This window comes from Clostridium sp. AM54-37XD (assembly GCF_003478225.1).
GTDB lineage: Bacteria > Bacillota > Clostridia > Lachnospirales > Lachnospiraceae > Coprococcus > Coprococcus ammoniilyticus.
Genome location: NZ_QUEV01000006.1, coordinates 89,413 through 107,978, shown reverse-complemented (window position 1 = coordinate 107,978; position 18,566 = coordinate 89,413). Strand labels below are relative to the sequence as shown.

Sequence of the window (18,566 nt, the reverse complement as noted above, 5' to 3'; positions counted from 1 at the left end):
GATATGAAAGATGATAACGAACGTGTGGAAGCACTGAATGCTATATTTGACGATGATCCCGCAAAAAAAGCACGGGAAAAAGAGATTAAAAAGCTTGAAGAGAAGCGTGAAAAGCAGCTTGCAAAGTTAAAGAAAAAGGGAATAGATCCGGAGCAGAAGAAGGAAGAAATAGAAACAATTCCTTCGGAGCAGGCAGAGACGGAAGAAAAGAATGAAGCAGCGTCTGATGTTGCAAATGAAGCCGGAGAAACAGTAACGAATTATTTTGCTGATTCAGATGCATCCTCCAATACTCATGTACTGGAGGAAGAAGAACAGCCGAGAAAAAAGAAGAAAAAAGACAAGAAAAAGAAGAAACAGGAGAAAGAAGAGATCAATATCGTAAAAGATTTAATCAGTCTCGCTTTATATATTCTGGCGATCGTTGCAGTATGTTGGTTGATCCTTACATATGTTGGACAGCGTACAGAGGTGAGCGGAGATTCCATGAATGATACCCTTCATAATGGTGACAGCCTTTGGATCGATAAACTGTCCTATCATTTTAAAGATCCGGAACGTTTTGATATTGTTGTATTTCCATACGAGGAAGAAGATGATACCTATTATATCAAACGTATCATTGGACTTCCGGGTGAAACCGTATATATTGATGAAGATGGTGTGATCTATATCAATGATGAACCATTGGAGGAAGATTATGGAAAAGAAGTCATAGAAGAAAATCACAGGGGGCTTGCGGCAGAACCGGTCACACTTGGTGATGATGAGTATTTCGTTATGGGTGATAACCGGAATAACAGCCGGGACAGTCGGTTGTCGGATGTCGGTAATATCCATAAGAATAAATTTGTGGGGAAAGCAGTATTCCGGTTTACCGGAGGCTTCGGTTTTCTGAATAAAGAAGAATAATAAGTGCAGATAAATGGCTGTGTGTAAGAAACAACAGCCATTTATGCTTATATGAGGATGAGATGGAAAATAAAAGAAAAAGTATAACAGAGATTAAATCCGAATTTGCAAATGCAGATATACATTCAGTCAGACATGTGATGGAAAGATATGCAGAGGATGACAGGGAAGGTGTAAAAAAACTGATCCTTTCTGCTGAAAAGAAGCTTACAGCACATCAAAAAGAGCTTGACCGGATGGAGCATATGTTTGAATATGAGAGACAGCATGCGGACTGTCAGTATATCTGTGGAATTGATGAGGTAGGCCGTGGCCCGCTTGCAGGTCCGGTAGTAGCTGCGGCTGTCATTCTGCCGGAGAATTGCGATATTCTATACCTGAATGATTCCAAGCAGCTCTCTGAAAAGAAGCGTGAAGAATTATATGATGAGATTATAGAAAAAGCGGTTGCTTACGGAATCGGTATGGCAGATGAGAAGCTGATCGACCAGATCAATATTTTAAATGCAGATTATGAAGCCATGCGGATCGCAATCCGTAAGCTTACGGTTCAGCCAGATCTGTTATTAAACGATGCGGTTAAGATACCGGAGGTAGAGATCCCACAGGTTTCGATCATAAAAGGAGATGCAAAATCTGCTTCGATCGCTGCCGCTAGTATTATAGCGAAGGTAACAAGAGACCGTCTGATGGTTTCTTATGATGAGATCTATCCGGGATACGGATTTGCAAAGAATAAGGGGTATGGATCTAAGGAGCATATAGAAGCATTAAAATTACTTGGACCATGTGAGATCCACAGAAGATCTTTTATCACACATTTCTGGAAAGAATAGAAGATAGACAGAAAAAAGGAGAACAACTGTATCGACCATTATAATACAAGAAAAAAGGGAACAGAATATGAAGAGATGGCTGCATCATATCTGAAAGAGGCAGGTTACCGGATACTTGCGAGAAATTACCGGGTCGCATCCGGAGAGATCGACCTGATCGTATCAAAAGATGGGTATCTGATATTTGTAGAAGTAAAATATCGGAGCAACAGCAGATACGGATCGCCGGAGGCGGCGGTAACACCTGTCAAACAGCGTCAGATCAGCAGGGTAGCCCTATATTATATGAAACGATATGGATATGATCCTTACAATACACCGGTACGATTCGATGTGGTTGCGGTGGCGGAGAATGAGATCCATCATATGAAAGATGCCTTCCCTTATCAGGGATATTATTAAGGTTATGAGGTATGAAAATGTATAACATAACATATATCAATCAGGATAAGACAACAGAGATAAAAGAGGAAAACGGAGTTCCGTATATTGTATTTAAGAATCTGGAACTGCCGGGGATCGTTCATGGATTTTCAACGAGACTTGGTGGGGTCAGTGAAGGAATATATTCTACGATGAACCTGAGCTTTCATCGTGGAGATGATATGGATGCAGTTATGGAGAATCACAGGAGGCTGGCACAGGCAGTCGGATATGATTACAGAAGACTGGTATTTTCTGATCAGGTACATGAAACTGTGATCCGTAAAATAACAGAGGAAGATGCCGGAAAAGGTATCACAAGAGAATCGGATATAACGGAAACAGATGGTCTGATGACGAATGTAAAGGATTTGCCATTGATCACGTTTTATGCGGATTGTGTACCGGTCTTCTTCTATGATCCTGTAAAAGAGGTTGTAGCCATGAATCATTCCGGCTGGCGCGGAACCGTTAAGAACATCAGCCTCCATATGGTCGAAGCCTTGAATAAGGAGTATGGATGTGAGGCTTCGGATCTGATCTGTGCGGTCGGACCGTCTATTTGTCAGAACTGTTATGAGGTAAGCGAGGATGTAGCTGAGGCATTTCAGGATGCTTATTTACCGGAACAGTATGATAAAATGACAAAAAAAATTGGAAATGGTAAGTATTTGCTTGATTTACATCGGGCAAATTATTATAATCTGACTGGTGCAGGTATATTGCCTAACCATATAAATGTAACCGACATATGTACATGCTGCAATCCGGATTTCCTGTTTTCACACAGGGCGAGCCATGGGAAACGTGGCAATCTGGGAGCTGTTATCATGCTGAAATCGACAGCAGACGGAGGAAACGTAAATGAGTAAACCGATAGTAGCCATCGTTGGACGTCCAAATGTAGGTAAATCTACCTGTTCAATGCACTGGCAGGAGAGAAAATTTCAATTGTAAAAGATACGCCTGGCGTAACCAGAGACAGAATCTATGCAGATGTGAGCTGGCTCGATTATAATTTTACGATCATAGATACCGGTGGAATTGAGCCGGAAAGCGACAATATTATTTTAAAAAGTATGCGGGAGCAGGCAGAAATCGCCATTGAGACTGCTGATGTTATCATATTTATGACAGATGTCAGACAGGGACTTGTGGACGATGACCATAAGGTAGTCCAGATGCTCCGTAAATCGAAGAAGCCGGTGATCCTTGTTGTAAACAAGGTGGACAGCTTTGAGAAATATATGAATGATGTATATGAGTTCTATAATCTCGGACTGGGCGATCCTGTTCCAATATCCGGTGCATCCAGACTTGGAATCGGAGATATGTTAGATGAGGTTGTGTCTCATTTGATGAAGAATCAAAAAATGAAGAGGAAGATGACAGACCTAGAATTGCCATTATCGGTAAGCCGAATGTAGGTAAGTCATCGATCATCAATAAGCTCCTGGGTGAGAACCGTGTGATCGTATCTGATATTGCCGGAACGACAAGAGATGCGATCGATACCGAAATCGTCAGAAATGGAACGGAGTATGTGTTTATTGATACTGCAGGACTTCGAAGAAAGAGCAAGATCAAAGAAGATATTGAGCGTTACAGTATCATCCGTACTGTATCGGCTGTTGAACGATGTAATGTAGCGGTTCTGGTCATTGATGCAACAGAGGGTATCACAGATCAGGATGCGAAGATCGCAGGTATTGCACATGAACGTGGAAAAGGTATGATCATCGTTGTAAACAAATGGGATGCTGTGGAAAAAGACGACAAGACCATTTATAAGTTTACAAAGGAGATCCGGGAAAAGCTGTCTTATATGCCTTATGCAGAGCTGTTATTCGTATCGGCAGCGACCGGACAGAGACTTCCGAAATTATTTGAAACAATCGATGCTGTCATCGAGAATCACTCGCTTCGTGTTGCGACTGGTGTATTGAACGAGATCATGACAGAAGCAGTTGCGATGCAGCAGCCGCCTACAGATAAAGGTAAACGTCTGAAGCTGTTTTATATTACGCAGGTAGCTGTTAAGCCGCCTACATTTGTTATATTCGTAAATGATAAAGACTGATGCATTTCTCTTATACACGTTATATTGAAAACAAGATTAGAGAAGCATTTGGTTTCCGGGGAACACCTTTAAAATTTATTATCAGGGAGAGAAAAGAAAAATAATGTTAGTACTGGCGAGAATCATATGTCTGGTTGGAGGATATTTCTTTGGTATCATCCAGACAAGCTATATTTACGGTAAATTACATGGTATTGATATAAGGGAATATGGAAGTGGTAATGCAGGAACGACAAATGCACTCCGTGTACTTGGAAAGAAGGCTGGAGCAGTTGTATTCCTTGGTGATCTGTTTAAATCAGTGATCGCATGCAGCATCACACATATTATCATGAATGCTCTTGGCATTGAAAACGTATATTTGTTTGTAATCTATACAGCGGCAGGCGTTGTACTTGGACATAATTTTCCGTTTTACATGCAGTTTAAAGGTGGTAAAGGAATTGCAGCGACATCCGGAATCGCAATCGGTTTACTGGATTGGAGAGTTGCGCTTATTGAACTAGGATTATTCGTATTCTGTGTGGTTGTAACCAAATATGTATCCGTAGGTTCTATCTGCCTTGTCCTGGGACTTTTAGTTTCCTATACAATATTTGCATATACAGGTTCTTATGGTTTTACATCCGATTCGATGAAACTTGAAAGCTGCATTGTTTTAGGACTTATTACCTTGCTTGCAATCTATCGTCATAAACAGAATATTGTCAGACTGATCAAAGGAACAGAGAATAAATTCTCTTTAAAGGGAAGAAATAAGACAACAGAAGAACAGGCATAGTATGTTAAATTATATCGACCACAAAGTTATAAAGATGGAGAGGTATTTAGTATGATAATAGGTATTTTAGGAGCAGGAAGCTGGGGATCTGCACTTGCAAACCTGCTGGCGGGGAATGGACATGATGTTACCGTCTGGTCCATTGATGAAAAAGAGATTGAAATGTTGAACACATACAGGGAGCAGAGGGATCGTCTTCCAGGTGTTCATCTGAATGAAACAATCACATTTACAACAGATTTGGAACAGACGATAAAAGGGAAAAAAATGATCGTCTGTGCAGTTCCGTCCCCATTTATCCGGAGCACAGCAAAGAAGATCGCGCCTTACATTACAAACGATCAGTTGATCGTCAATGTCAGCAAGGGCATTGAGGAGGCAACCCTGACTCCGATCGTAGAGATCATCGAGAGTGAGATCCCTGGAGCAAAGGTTGCAGTTCTTTCCGGACCAAGCCATGCAGAGGAGGTTGGTATTGGTATTCCGACAACAGTAGTAGCCGGAGCACGCGATATGGATACAGCTAAATTGATCCAGAATACGTTTATGAATGATGTATTCCGTGTGTATACCAGTACAGATGTAACCGGAATCGAACTTGGCGGATCTGTTAAGAATGTTATTGCGCTGGCTGCAGGAATTACGGATGGTCTTGGTTTTGGAGATAATACGAAGGCAGCGTTAATGACCAGAGGAATGGCAGAGATCTTACGACTCGGAACTGCGATGGGAGCACATGTAGAGACACTTGCCGGTTTATCCGGTATGGGTGATCTGATCGTTACCTGTACGTCCAAGCACAGCCGTAACCGGAATGCCGGTTATCTGATCGGACAGGGCAAGAGCTACAAAGAAGCAATGGCTGAGGTCAAGATGGTAGTAGAAGGGGTATATTCTGCAAAGGCGACACTGAAGCTTGCAAAGAAGTACGGAGTCGATATGCCGATCGTTGAAGAGGTAAATAAGGTATTATTCGAGGGCAAGCCTGCCCGTGAAGCAGTTGTGGATCTGCTTACCAGAGACAGAAAGGCAGAGATATCTGTAGAGGAGTAAGTTTTTGACATACTTGTAAAAGCTCTTTCATATATTACTTATATGATAATCTTTACATAGGAAACAGATTTTGTATTTCCATTTTTTATGATACAAATACAGGAGCAGAAACGGAAAATGTGTAAGAAATGCAGGAGGTATATATGGGAGGCTTTAATGTGTACAACGACATCAATGCCAGAACAAATGGTGAAATTTACATAGGTGTTGTAGGTCCGGTACGAACCGGAAAATCAACATTTATCAAACGGTTTATGGAAATGATGGTCATTCCAAATATAAAAGATGAGAATGACCGTGAGATTGCGCTGGATGAAATGCCACAGTCTGCGTCCGGTAAGACGATCATGACGACAGAACCCAAATTCATACCCAAAGAAGGCGTTGAGATCCGGGTAGATGATGAGATCGATATGCGTGTCCGGCTGATCGACTGCGTTGGCTATGTTGTAGATGGAGCGGAAGGTCAGATGGAGGATGGAAAAGAACGGATGGTCAAGACTCCATGGTTTGATTATGATATTCCATTTGCAAAAGCGGCAGAGATCGGAACCAGGAAGGTGATCAACAGTCATTCAACAATCGGGATCGTGGTGACCTGTGATGGCAGCTTTGGCGATCTGGCAAGAGAAAACTATCTTGCAGCAGAAGAGAAAACGATAGCGGAATTAAAAGCTATTGGAAAGCCGTTTGTGATCCTGTTGAATTCAAATCGACCGGGAGCAAATGAAACAAAAGAGCTTGCAGCAACGATGGTAGATAAATATGGTGTTGCGGTTCTTCCCGTAAACTGTGATCAGTTGAGCAGAAATGATATCAATGCGATCTTTACTTCGATGCTGTATAGTTTTCCTATCACCTGTATTAATTTTGTGATACCAAAGTGGCTGGAGGTATCCGAGAATGACAATAAGATCAAAAAGAGTGTGATCGAGAATGCCATGGACATCATGAACAGCAATCAGCACATATATGATATGGTTCATTTTGCTTTTCCGGAAAATGAATATGTGGAAAAGTATACATATAACAATGTAAATCTTGCAGACGGTTCGCTGAGTGTTCAGGTTACGATCTATGGAAGATATTATTATGAGATGCTTTCCGATATGCTTGGGACAGAAATCCATAATGAGTATGATTTTATTACAGAGATCAAAGATATGGCAGAAAAGAAAAAGTTCTGCAATGGGGTTATAAATGCACTTGACAGTGTGAAAAATGGCGGTTATGGTCTGGTAATGCCGGAAAAGAAGGATATTACACTGGAAACACCGGAGCTGATCAAGGCAGGCAACAAATATGGAGTAAAGATCAAGGCAGAGGCACCATCGGTTCATATGATCAAAGCGAATATTACAACAGAGATCGCACCGATCGTTGGTACGAAGGAGCAGGCGGAGGATCTGGTCGAATATATAAAAACAAGCACCGGAGAGAACGGAGAAGATATCTGGGATGTGAATATCTTTGGCAAGTCGATCGAGCAGCTTGTAGAGGATGGATTAAATACAAAGACAAATAAGATGAATGTAGAAAGCAAGCAGAAGCTTCAGGATACCATGGAGAAGATCGTAAATGATGGAAATGGTGGACTGGTCTGCATTATTATATAGGCATACAGAGAACAGATGCGAAAAAACCTTGATGGCGTCTGTATGGGATAAAGGGAGACAATATGTCGGCAATCGATGTAAAACTGAATGTATTTGAAGGACCACTTGATCTGCTCCTTCATCTGATCGAAAAGAATAAAGTAAATATTTATGATATACCGATTGTAACGATCACAGAGCAATATCTGGATTATGTGAATCATATGGAAGAGGAAGATCTGGATGTTATGAGTGAATTTCTGGTCATGGCGGCGACTCTGATTCGTATCAAATCCAAGATGCTTCTTCCGAAGGTAACAGAAGAGGATGAGGAGGAAGAGGATCCGAGAGAAGAGCTTGTCCGCAGATTGCTGGAGTATAAGATGTACAAATATGCGGCAAGTGAGCTGAAAGATCTGGAGCTTGACGGTGCAAAGGCATTTTATAAAAAAGAAAGCATTCCTGCAGAGGTGAAAAATTTCAAGCCGACAGTGGATCCGGTTGCTTTGATCTCGGAATATGATATGAATCTGGAAAAACTGAATGAGATCTTCAAATCCGTGATGCGGAAACAGGTTGAAAAGGTAGATCCGATCCGTAGTAAGTTCAAAAATATCGAGAGAGAGGAGATCTCACTGGAAGCAAAGATGGCGGAGGTACGGGAACAGGTCCGCGGACTTGCAGGCATCAATTTCCGGACACTGCTTGAAATGCAGGCATCGAGATCGAATATTATCGTAACATTTCTTGCAATATTAGAGCTTATGAAGATTGGAGCCATTCAGATCCGGCAGGAAGAGATATTTGGAGAGATCATCATTGATTCCAGAGATGACATTGCTGCATATGAGTTGAACAGCCAGAATACTGATACAGATAAAACAGATGCAGATGTGCCGGATTCAATAGAGACAAATGCAGAAACCATTCATCAGGCAGATGGTGAAGCCAATGAGACAGAACGAGGATAAGATGGGTATGGGTGAGATAAAAGAGAACGAAGCAACAGTAAATGAGATAACACTGGAAAATGTAGAAGAACAGCCGGTTGTTTATAAAGAATACAGTACAGAATATCTGGTTTCTGCAGTTGAAGCAATACTGTTTTCCATTGGGGAGTCTGTGTCAGTAGATCGACTGGCTAAGGCACTGGAGATGGAGACAAAGAAGCTGTCCAAGCAGATGGAAGAGGTGCTGGAAATTTATAATCAGTCTGACCGGGGCATTAAGATGGTCGAGCTTGAAAATGCATATCAGTTGTGTACCAGAAATGAGTACTACGATGTGCTGACAAAGGTTGTCTGTACACCGAAGAAACCAAATCTTACGGATGTACTGCTTGAAACCCTGTCGATCGTTGCCTATAAGCAGCCGATCACCAGACCGGAGATTGAAGCCATCCGTGGAGTTTCCTGTGCACATGCGATCAATAAGCTGATGGAATACGGACTGGTAGATGAGGTTGGACGACTGGATGCTCCGGGACGACCGATCCTGTTTGGAACGACAGAGGAATTTCTGCGAAGCTTCGGCGTTGCATCGACAGAGGAGCTTCCGATGATCAGTCCGGATAAGATCGAGGACTTTAAGAAGGAAGCACAGGAAGAGGCAAATGAGATCACACTCGGGCTGGATAATGAGTCATAAAACCGACAGATCCGGAATATATTTTTATGAAGAAAGAATATATCCGGTGATCGTATGTTAGGGTTATATTTCAAATATCATAAAAGAAAACAGAAACCTGCAGGAAGAAGGCGACAGAAGATTCCCGCAGGTTTTCTGTTTGTATGGATCCTTGTCGCTGCAGTATTGCTCTGTTCTGTGATTCCTGCGAAAGCATTTGTGATGCAGCCGCAGCAGCAAAGGATAGTTCATTGGAATAACCGCAGCAAACAGAACAGTAATACCCTTCAGGTAGATAAAGAGCAAAAGATCACAGACAATGATCTTCATGCACTGTCGGCTGTTCTGATGGATGGAGAAAACGGCAGGATCCTGTATGATAAAGCAGGTGAAGAAGTTCGTGCAAATGCCAGTACGACGAAGATCCTTACCTGTATCCTGGCACTTGAATATGGTGATCTGGACGATACGGTGGTCATATCTTCCTATGCAGCAAAGATGCCGGATGTACAGCTTAATATCAGAGAGGGAGAGGAATATAAGTTAAAAGATCTTCTGTATTCGCTGATGCTGGAAAGCCATAATGACAGTGCGGTTGCGATCGCAGAGCATATTGGCGGAAGTGTGGAACAATTTGCGGAGCTGATGAATCAGAAGGCAGAGGATATTGGCTGCATGAAGACACATTTTATTACGCCAAATGGCTTAGATGCAAAGGATAAACATGGAATACATGGAACAACGGCTACTGACCTGGCTCGGATCCTGCGGTATTGTATCAAAGAGTCGCCTGAAAAGGATACATTTCTTACGATCACAAGAACGTCTGTCTATTCTTTTACCAATCTTGCCGGAACCAGAAGTTTTACCTGCAATAATCATAATGCATTTCTGAATATGATGGATGGAGCACTGACAGGAAAGACCGGATTTACAGGTACGGCTGGATACTGTTATGTTGGAGCGTTAGAAAGGGATGGAAAACTGTTCATCGTAGCTTTGCTTGGATGCGGCTGGCCGGGGAATAAAACTTATAAATGGGCAGATACGAAAAAGCTTATGAACTATGGACTGGATCATTATCAGGAACATACCATAAAAGATGATATCCTGCAAAAAACGGACATTCCTATTCAGTATGATCCCAATTACAGAAGACAGCAGGATGCAGAAAAGACCACGATCGCATGGGAATGCAGCTTTTCAGAAACATTGTTACTGCGGGAAGATGAGCAGATCACTGTCCGGTATATTCTGCCGGAGAAACTTGAACTTCCGTTGCAAACCGGGATGCAGATTGGTTCCGTTGTTCTGTCAATTAACGGTAAGGTCTATGCTATTTATCCGGTATTTATTACAGAAACAATATCCGGAATGACATGGAAGGATTTTATAAGTGGGTACATAAAGTATTATATTGTTAGAAATTATTCCTGATCGTTGAATTATAGTTGTATTATACGGACAACAGATGACAGGTTACTATATAATATGGAGCATAAGATTGATGAAAAGAAACAGGGAGGTTATTATTTGAAACAGTTTGTTGTAGTGGGTGGTGACCTGCGTTGCCACTATCTGGTCTTATATTTAAAAGAACAGGGCTATCCGGTTTTTACATGGAAGGTGCCGGAACTTGCAGATACCGGAGAAAAATTACAGGATATAATTGGAAATCTCAAGACCGATGATACTTTAAAAGAAACCGGGCTGTTGCTTCCGGTTCCGGTTACAAAGGACGGTATCCATATCAATGGCTGCTCAGGGCTTACGGCAGAAGCACTTGCTTTCATGGTGGGGGATTTTGGTCTGGTATGTGGGGGCGTGATCTCACAGGAACTGACAAAAGCCTGTGCAGAATCAGGTATACCATGTCATGATTATATGAAAGATGACTGTGTTGCACTAAAAAATGCGGTTGCAACGGCAGAAGGTGCGATCACGGAAAGCTTTATGATGAGTGATATCAATATAGAAAACAGCAAATGTCTGGTTACCGGTTATGGAAGATGCGGGCGTGTCCTTGCACAGAAGCTGCTTCGTATGGGAGCGGAGGTGACGGTTACAGCCAGAAGTGTGGAAGCCTGTATTAAGGCAGCCATGGGGGACTGCCATACGATATTGTTGAATCAGTTGGCTTCCTGTGAAAAGCTGGATACATTTGATTTCTGTTACAATACGATACCGGCGCCTGTGCTTGATCGGGCAGTCTTGTCAAAGCTTCGTCCGGATGTTGTTATCTTGGATATAGCATCCAAACCGGGCGGAACGGATTTTGCATATCTGGATGAGCAGGGGATCTGTTATAAACACAGTCTGGGGATTCCGGGACGGTATTCACCAAAAACTTCCGGTGAGATTCTGGGCGAGGCAGTTTTGTCGTATCTTTGATAAAACAGTCACATAATTTATGATCCTGCATACACTATAATAAACATAAAATCATTGTCAGGCAGTAGTATTTGTCTGGTTCTGTTAAATAGTTGGAACCAGACACAACAGCTTGGAATTGATAAAACAGTATGGATCAGAATGATTTTATGGATTGTATTGAATGGAAAGGATTATAGATATGAGTTTATCAGGGTGCAATTGCGGCGTTGCAATAACCGGTTCGTTTTGTACTTTTGATAAAGTAAAGATAGAGATAGAGGAAATGACAAAGCTTGGAATATCGGTATATCCGATCTTTTCCGAACGGTCTGCAACGTACGATACCAGATTTGGCAGAGGGGATGATTTTGTAAAAGACATTCAGAGGATAACAGGGAAGAAAGGGATCTTTACCATCCAGGAGGCAGAACCGATCGGACCAAAAGCATATCTGGATGTACTGGTGATCGCTCCATGTACAGGCAACACACTTGCAAAGTTATGTAACGGTATCACGGATTCTCCGGTGCTGATGGCAGCGAAGGCGCATATCAGAAATAATAAACCGCTGATCATCAGCATTTCAACAAATGATGCGATGGGGATGAATTTTAAGAATATCGGAATGTTGATGAATATGAAGAATATTTATTTTGTTCCATTTTATCAGGATGATCCGGTAAAGAAGCCGAATTCCCTGATCGGAAAACTGTCCATGATACCGGAGACGATAGAGGAGGCTTTAAAGGGGAAGCAGCTTCAGCCGGTGTTATGTGACAAGTGATAACGCAGGCAGGAACTTGTGCCCGGAAAAAACCACGATGGTGTCCATATAAATACACGACTCGCTTCATTTCTGCTCGACACGCGCACTTATTTTGTCAGCAGTCGCCCAAACTCACCCTGACGGGTTCAGACATGGGCTTGATGCTGACAGTTAGCACGGGTCTCGCAACGAAATAACGCGAATGTCGATGTTATTTATATGGACACCATTGTGGATTTCACCAGACACAAGTTTCTGCCTGCATTTTATTTATGGTATAAAACAGAAATCAGAGTTCAACAGCAATCTGGTATTCCTTTAACCAGTAGTTGACTTGCAGCAAGTATGCCATCATCTGCGGGCCTGCCATTAACTGGCCATACCATGGTTTTCCATAATCCTTCGGAGATTCCAGAAACTGTAGAACTGCTTTTTTATCCAGAAACCGGTTGACAGGGCTTGCAGGATCGTGGATCACTTCTCTTAACCGGTCGGCAAGGATCGTTTCATAAAGTGGGTTATAGGTCTTAGGATACGGGCTTTTCTTCCGGAACAGGATTTCATTTGGAACCAGATTTACAGCGGCATGACGGAGCAGGCTTTTCTCTGTCTGGTTTCGGTATTTGTATTTCCATGGCACATTAAAGACATACTGCAGAAGATGGATGTCAGCAAATGGTACTCTTGCCTCCAGACCATGATACATACTGGTACGATCCATACGGTCAAGCAGGGTCTGCATGAACATCCGGATATTCATGTAACCGATTCGGCGACGGGATTTTTCGATATTGGATTCTTCCGGCAGCACCGGAATCTCGGAGATGATCTGATGGTAAAGATTTTTCACATAGTCATCCATCTGCAGGGCATCTGCAAATTCCGGATCCAACAGTTGCTTTCTCGGTGTAAGATCGGTCATCCATGGAAAAGTATCGGATGCAAGCAGATCTTCCCGGTAGAACCATGGATATCCGCCAAATATTTCATCGGCACATTCCCCGGTCAGCACAACCTTATTGTTTTCAGATACCAGCTTACAGAAATACAGCAGGGATGAATCAACGTCTGCCATGGTCGGCTGATCTCTGGAAAGAACGGAATCATAAAGCAGGTCGGCAAGCTCTTCCATATTGCAGGTCAGGTAGTGATGTTTCGTTCCGAGGAAAGAGACCATCTGATCTACATATGGCCGATCCTGTTCCGGCTGAAAAGCATTTGATTTAAAATAGCGTGAATTATCGGTAAAATCAAAGGAATAGGTATCTAATATCTGCCCCTGTTTCTTCAGTTCTTCCGCACAGATGGCACTGACGATCGAGGAATCGATACCGCCGGACAGAAAGGTACAGATCGGAACATCGGATACGATCTGTCGTTTTACTGCAGCGTTTAACAGATCAGAGGTCTTTTCCACGGTTGTCTGATAGTCATCGGTATGAGGTATGCTTTGGATCCGGAAATAGCAGGTGGTGGAACAGCCAAATCGGTCATACCGGATATAATGACCGGGTTTTAGTTCGTCGATTCCTTTGAAGACACCGCAACCGGGTGTTTTGGACGGCCCGATGGCGAAAATCTCACATAAGCCTTTTTTATCCAGTCTTGGAAATGTGCCGGGATAACAGAACAGTGCCTTTCGCTCTGATGCAAAGACAAGTGTCCGGTCAGATAAAAAGGTATAATATAAAGGCTTTACACCGAATGGATCCCGGTAGAGGAAGATGGCTTCTTCTGTATGATCGTAGATCGCAAAAGAAAATATACCATTGATATGTTTTACAAAGTCAGGCCCATAGTATATGTATGAAAACAGCAGTACCTCGGTATCGGATGTTGTGGAAAAGGAATAACCGCGTAAGATCAGTTCCCTTTTCAGTTCATCTGTATTATAGATTTCTCCATTGAATACGATCGTGAACATTCTTCCCTGTACAGTGCGGGACATGGGTTGAAGTCCGGCTTTGATATCCCGGATGGATAATCTTGTATGAGACAGTCCGCATGTATCCATCAGAAGAATACCATCATCATCCGGCCCGCGATGCTTTTGCTTTGCATTCATGGCAGACAGAATATCACGAAAATGTCCGGGCGTTTCCAGGTATCTGCCATGTACATTATAAAATCCAGAAATAGAACACATAGATAACTCGTTTCGGTTTCGTCGTATAATTGTATGAAACAGGGCAGTAAAATATGCAGAAAAAGAAATCCGAAAAATACAAAACAAAAGTGCCGAAAAATACAAAATAAAGTTGTTTCGATTGGATGTTTGCGGAATTGATAAAAGTAAAATATAATATATATACAAAACTATTTACAAAAATTGGTCAGATTGCTATAATATACGAGGTGCGACATAGAAATTAACAAAATATAAGGAAGAGATTGGAAATAGATTCATGAAAGCCGGAAAGATCCGGCAGGGGGAACATAGATGGACAACAGACAATTCTATATCTGAACCGAATAGTGTTGTAAAAAGCATATGGAGAAGGCATATGTTTTTTACATCACTTTTTTTACATAAAAAATTATTTTGAATACAGAGGTATAACGATTAAATATTGTAAAGGGAGAGAAGAATATGAGGAATCATTCAAAGGCATTCAGACATTTTATGATCATGATGATAACGGGCATCCTGATCCTGACAGGAAGTTTATTCTGTTCTGGTACAGCAAATGCAAAGGAAGGGGATTGTGGTAATACTTCAGATGGAAAGTTCTGGTATGAAGTGATTACCGATCCAAAGGGAAAGACACCTGGAAAGGTTTCAATTTCTGCTGAAGTATCAGGTGGGCATTTTGGCAATAAGATAGTTTACCCAAATACGATCATAGGTAAAAATAAAAAGAAATATACTGTTGTAGAGATTGATGGTATGTCAGTTGACGAGAACGATTATTCAAATGTAGAAGAAAAAATCACTGAGATCACAATTCCAAAAAATTGCGAAACAATAAGTGATTATGCATTTGAAGATATGAATATAAAAAAAGTAACTTTTGAATCAGGCTCGAAATTAAAAAAAATAGGAGAAGAAGCATTTTCTACCAAAAAAACGATATCTACAATTACCATTCCCAAGTCTGTAGTTTCAATTGGTGCCGGAGCATTTAATGCCGGAGTATTAAAAGTTAATTTTGAAAAAGGATCGAAATTCAAAGATATATCAAAAATGAAAAAGGGCAGTTATTGGTGGGTGAATGAATGGTGGACCGCCGATGAAATCTATAATTATCGTATAATTTCAGAACCGAACGGTAATAATCCCGGTAAAGCAGAACTGATAATGTATGATCCAAAATCAACAAAGAAAATAGCATCATATACAATCCCTAATGTAATTACAAACCCTGCGAATAAGAAGTATAGTGTATATTCGATTGGTGAGGATTGCTTCGCATGTGATGAATCGATTTCCAATATCACGATTCCAAAGAACTGTGTCATCATTGGTGAAAATGCATTTATGAGTTGTGAATTAAAAAAGGTTATATTTGAAAAAGGTTCATGTTTGAAAGAGATAGATGAGGCTGCATTTTATAGCTGTGTGAATTTAAAAGAAATTGTTATACCAAAGCTTGTAGAAAGGATAGGTGTAGCAGCGTTCGCTTATTCTGGTTTGAGAAAGATTACATTTGAAAGTGGTTCTAAACTAAAGTTTATTGGTGGACTGGCATTCGATGAATGTGATCTTGGAAATGTATATCTGCCAAATAACAATATTACCTTTGATACCGCTGATCTGGAAATGGGAAGTGCGTTTGGCACGGGTAATAAAACAATTTATACTGCCAATAAAGCGACATATCAAAGAATGATAAAAGAGCTGCAGAATGAAGAAAATTATGGAAATGTTGATTATAAGGCGGTCTACACCGGACCATATAAGATTACATATATGATACCAAAGACAGTAGGCTCTAAGACTTATAATAAAGTAGAACAGACGAACCTTCGATATAATACGCAGGTAACACTGAATCCATCATATGATAAAAATGTATATAAAGGATACAGTTTAAAGTTTACCGGTACTTTGACAGACAGTGATGGAGAACGATATACAGTAACTTATAAGTATGGTCAGAAGGTGGATCCTTCCGGACAGGGAGATGTCGTATTATATGTATCGGCTGTTCCAAATACATATCAGATCCGCTACAATGCAAACGGTGGTATTGGTTCTATGAACATTCAGGATGGGGTTGTGTATAACCAGTATATAGAATTGCGACAGAATAATTTTATGAAGAGCGATTCTGTCTTCAAATGCTGGAATACAAAGCCGGATGGAACAGGAACATCTTATAAAGAAGGTCAGAAGGTCACAAAACTGACAGCCGAAAGCTCTATTACACTTTATGCGATCTGGGAAAAGAGAAGCATTAAGATCCGTTTCTCTGCCGGTGAAGGTCAGGGAACCATGCAGGAGGCTACCGTAAAGCAGGGCGAAACCTTGAAGCTTCCAAAGTGTACATTTACCTGTCCTGGAAAGAAATTTTACAGATGGCAATGGATATATACGAATTCGGATGATTCCCATAGCTTTATTGTCGGAACCTACGAGGATGAGGCAGAATTCAGTGATACACAGAATATTTATGCAACGGCATCCGGATATTATGAATTTCTGGCGGTGTGGAGTGATGCCTCCGGATATAATCTGACACTTGTTCCGAATGGCGGAACTGGTACGGAAAAGAAAATTGTGCTCTCAGCAGATAATCTGGATGATTCTAAAACAGCATATGAAATTTTCTCAACGGATTTTCAGAAAGAGGGAAGCTCTTTGATCGGTTTCCAGTTTGATAAGGATGAAACAATCTATCCGGTCAAAACCATACAATCCTGGAGATTGAGCAAACTGTATTCCTACCTCAGGGAATTATATGGGGCTAATACAGAAGTTCGGATAAATGCTGTCTGGGAACAGAAAACATACAGTATTGTTTTCGACGAAACAGATGGTGAAGGATATATGGAAGCAGTTGTCTTTAAATGTGGAGAAACAGCAAAGCTTCCAAAGTGTACATATGAAAAGGATGGATATCAGTTCATCGGATGGGCAGAGGAATCAGATAAGAATGTTGTTGTATATGAAGATGAAGCAGAGATCCTGCATAATACGGAAGATGGTATTGCGTTATATGCAGTATGGAGCCCGGTAACCTATCGTATCGTTTATAATGCGAACGGAGGATATGGAAGCATGAAGGGTGAGACTGTTACATATGGAGAATCCATTAAACTTGAAGCATCAGCATATCGGAGACCGGGATATACCTTCCATGGCTGGAGTACCGATAAGACAGGTGGAAAGGTCTATAAAGATCAGGCAACTGTAAAGAATCTGCTTCCTTATGAAGGAACCGTGACGTTATATGCAAGATGGACAGAAAATGATGTTACGATCACATTTAATCCAAATGGCGGAACCGTTGGACGGACCAGCAAGGTTGTAGGCTATGGGGATACCTGTGGCACGCTTCCAACACCGGTAAGGGATGGATATGAATTTAAAGGCTGGTTTACAAGCAAGTTCGGAAAAATTCAGTATACCAGTTCAACAGTTGTGGATCTGGAAGGCAGTCTGACGTTATATGCAAGATGGCAGGCAAAGAAGATAACGGTTACATTGAATGCTGCAGGTGGCAAGATCAATGGAAATAAGAGCAAATTTTCAATTGATACCGGAACAGGAATTACGGGACTTCCTGGAGCAAAAAAAGAGAATTATACCTTTGATGGATGGTGGACGGATTATACCGGAGGCTCCAAGGTAACGGCAGGAACGACATTTGCAAAAGATACACAGATTTATGCACATTGGAAATCCAAATCAACCGGCAAGGTAAATGTCCGGTTGACGATCCGGAAATATGCAGGTGCGGAAGGCTGTATTATTTATTATTCAAAATACAGTGATTTCTCAAATGCAAAATCTGTTAAGATACAGAGTTCAAAGACATCATTATCAACGATGATCAGCGGACTTGAAAATGGAACAAAATATTATTTCAGAGCCAGACAGTACAAAGTAAAGAATGGCAAGAAGAAATATGGAAAATTTGGAAGTACGATCAGTAAAAAAATACCATAAGGAGGGCAA

16 protein-coding genes and 1 pseudogene are annotated in these 18,566 nt (G+C 41.4%); 16 read left to right on the top strand and 1 reads right to left on the bottom strand.

Annotated elements, in window-relative coordinates; genetic code table 11:
- Window positions 1–3: 3 nt before the first annotated feature.
- From lepB to DXA07_RS07170, 15 genes and pseudogenes are all read left to right on the top strand, one after another.
- A complete protein-coding gene (lepB, locus tag DXA07_RS14055; RefSeq protein WP_348980786.1) occupies window positions 4–912 on the top strand; it encodes a signal peptidase I in 909 nt (302 codons plus the stop codon).
- Window positions 913–974: 62 nt separating this feature from the next.
- Entirely contained in the window at window positions 975–1,748 is a 774-nt protein-coding gene (locus tag DXA07_RS07225; protein ID WP_021943937.1) for a ribonuclease HII, read from the top strand.
- Between the two features lie 3 nt (window positions 1,749–1,751).
- The gene (locus tag DXA07_RS07220) at window positions 1,752–2,150 is read left to right on the top strand and encodes a YraN family protein (protein WP_348980795.1); all 399 of its coding nucleotides are present in this window, start codon (window positions 1,752–1,754) and stop codon (window positions 2,148–2,150) included.
- A 17-nt stretch (window positions 2,151–2,167) separates the two neighbouring features.
- On the top strand, window positions 2,168–3,043 hold the full coding sequence (gene pgeF / locus DXA07_RS07215; protein WP_348980785.1) for a peptidoglycan editing factor PgeF: 876 nt from the start codon (window positions 2,168–2,170) through the stop codon (window positions 3,041–3,043).
- On the top strand, window positions 3,036–3,128 hold the full coding sequence (locus DXA07_RS13715; RefSeq protein ID WP_284467258.1) for a GTPase: 93 nt from the start codon (window positions 3,036–3,038) through the stop codon (window positions 3,126–3,128). The genes pgeF and DXA07_RS13715 overlap by 8 nt, the downstream gene beginning before the upstream one ends.
- Window positions 3,089–3,598 (top strand): GTPase, encoded by a 510-nt coding sequence (locus DXA07_RS13710; protein WP_348980794.1) that lies wholly within the window; start codon window positions 3,089–3,091, stop codon window positions 3,596–3,598. Before DXA07_RS13715 ends, DXA07_RS13710 begins: the two co-directional genes overlap by 40 nt.
- Window positions 3,571–4,323 (top strand): annotated as a pseudogene (gene der, locus DXA07_RS13705) (ribosome biogenesis GTPase Der). The gene DXA07_RS13710 and the pseudogene der overlap by 28 nt, the downstream one beginning before the upstream one ends.
- Window positions 4,324–4,354: 31 nt before the next feature.
- On the top strand, window positions 4,355–5,032 hold the full coding sequence (gene plsY, locus DXA07_RS07205) for a glycerol-3-phosphate 1-O-acyltransferase PlsY (RefSeq protein WP_021943933.1): 678 nt from the start codon (window positions 4,355–4,357) through the stop codon (window positions 5,030–5,032).
- Window positions 5,033–5,083: 51 nt separating this feature from the next.
- The gene (locus tag DXA07_RS07200; protein WP_021943932.1) at window positions 5,084–6,085 is read left to right on the top strand and encodes an NAD(P)H-dependent glycerol-3-phosphate dehydrogenase; all 1,002 of its coding nucleotides are present in this window, start codon (window positions 5,084–5,086) and stop codon (window positions 6,083–6,085) included.
- 143 nt (window positions 6,086–6,228) lie between these two features.
- A complete protein-coding gene (spoIVA, locus tag DXA07_RS07195; RefSeq protein WP_117822614.1) occupies window positions 6,229–7,701 on the top strand; it encodes a stage IV sporulation protein A in 1,473 nt (490 codons plus the stop codon).
- A gap of 62 nt (window positions 7,702–7,763) precedes the next feature.
- Window positions 7,764–8,651, top strand: coding sequence for a segregation/condensation protein A (locus tag DXA07_RS07190; RefSeq protein ID WP_243013806.1), 888 nt, complete (start codon window positions 7,764–7,766; stop codon window positions 8,649–8,651).
- Complete coding sequence (gene scpB, locus DXA07_RS07185) at window positions 8,632–9,327, top strand: SMC-Scp complex subunit ScpB (protein ID WP_243175740.1); 696 nt, start codon at window positions 8,632–8,634, stop codon at window positions 9,325–9,327. The genes DXA07_RS07190 and scpB overlap by 20 nt, the downstream gene beginning before the upstream one ends.
- 54 nt (window positions 9,328–9,381) lie before the next feature.
- Window positions 9,382–10,743, top strand: coding sequence for a D-alanyl-D-alanine carboxypeptidase family protein (locus tag DXA07_RS07180; RefSeq protein ID WP_118484039.1), 1,362 nt, complete (start codon window positions 9,382–9,384; stop codon window positions 10,741–10,743).
- Window positions 10,744–10,839: 96 nt separating this feature from the next.
- Window positions 10,840–11,697: a dipicolinate synthase subunit DpsA gene (locus DXA07_RS07175; protein WP_173788682.1), complete on the top strand. Its 858-nt coding sequence runs from the start codon at window positions 10,840–10,842 to the stop codon at window positions 11,695–11,697.
- A gap of 181 nt (window positions 11,698–11,878) precedes the next feature.
- Window positions 11,879–12,463 carry a dipicolinate synthase subunit B gene (locus DXA07_RS07170; protein WP_117822617.1) on the top strand — a complete coding sequence of 195 codons (585 nt, stop codon included), beginning with the start codon at window positions 11,879–11,881 and terminating at the stop codon, window positions 12,461–12,463.
- 271 nt (window positions 12,464–12,734) lie between these two features.
- Here the strand turns inward: DXA07_RS07170 and asnB are convergent, their stop codons facing one another.
- Complete coding sequence (gene asnB / locus DXA07_RS07165) at window positions 12,735–14,591, bottom strand: asparagine synthase (glutamine-hydrolyzing) (RefSeq protein ID WP_118484037.1); 1,857 nt, start codon at window positions 14,589–14,591, stop codon at window positions 12,735–12,737.
- Between the two features lie 444 nt (window positions 14,592–15,035).
- Between asnB and DXA07_RS07160 the strand changes: the two genes are divergently transcribed.
- Window positions 15,036–18,557: an InlB B-repeat-containing protein gene (locus tag DXA07_RS07160; RefSeq protein ID WP_118484035.1), complete on the top strand. Its 3,522-nt coding sequence runs from the start codon at window positions 15,036–15,038 to the stop codon at window positions 18,555–18,557.
- Window positions 18,558–18,566: the final 9 nt, after the last annotated feature.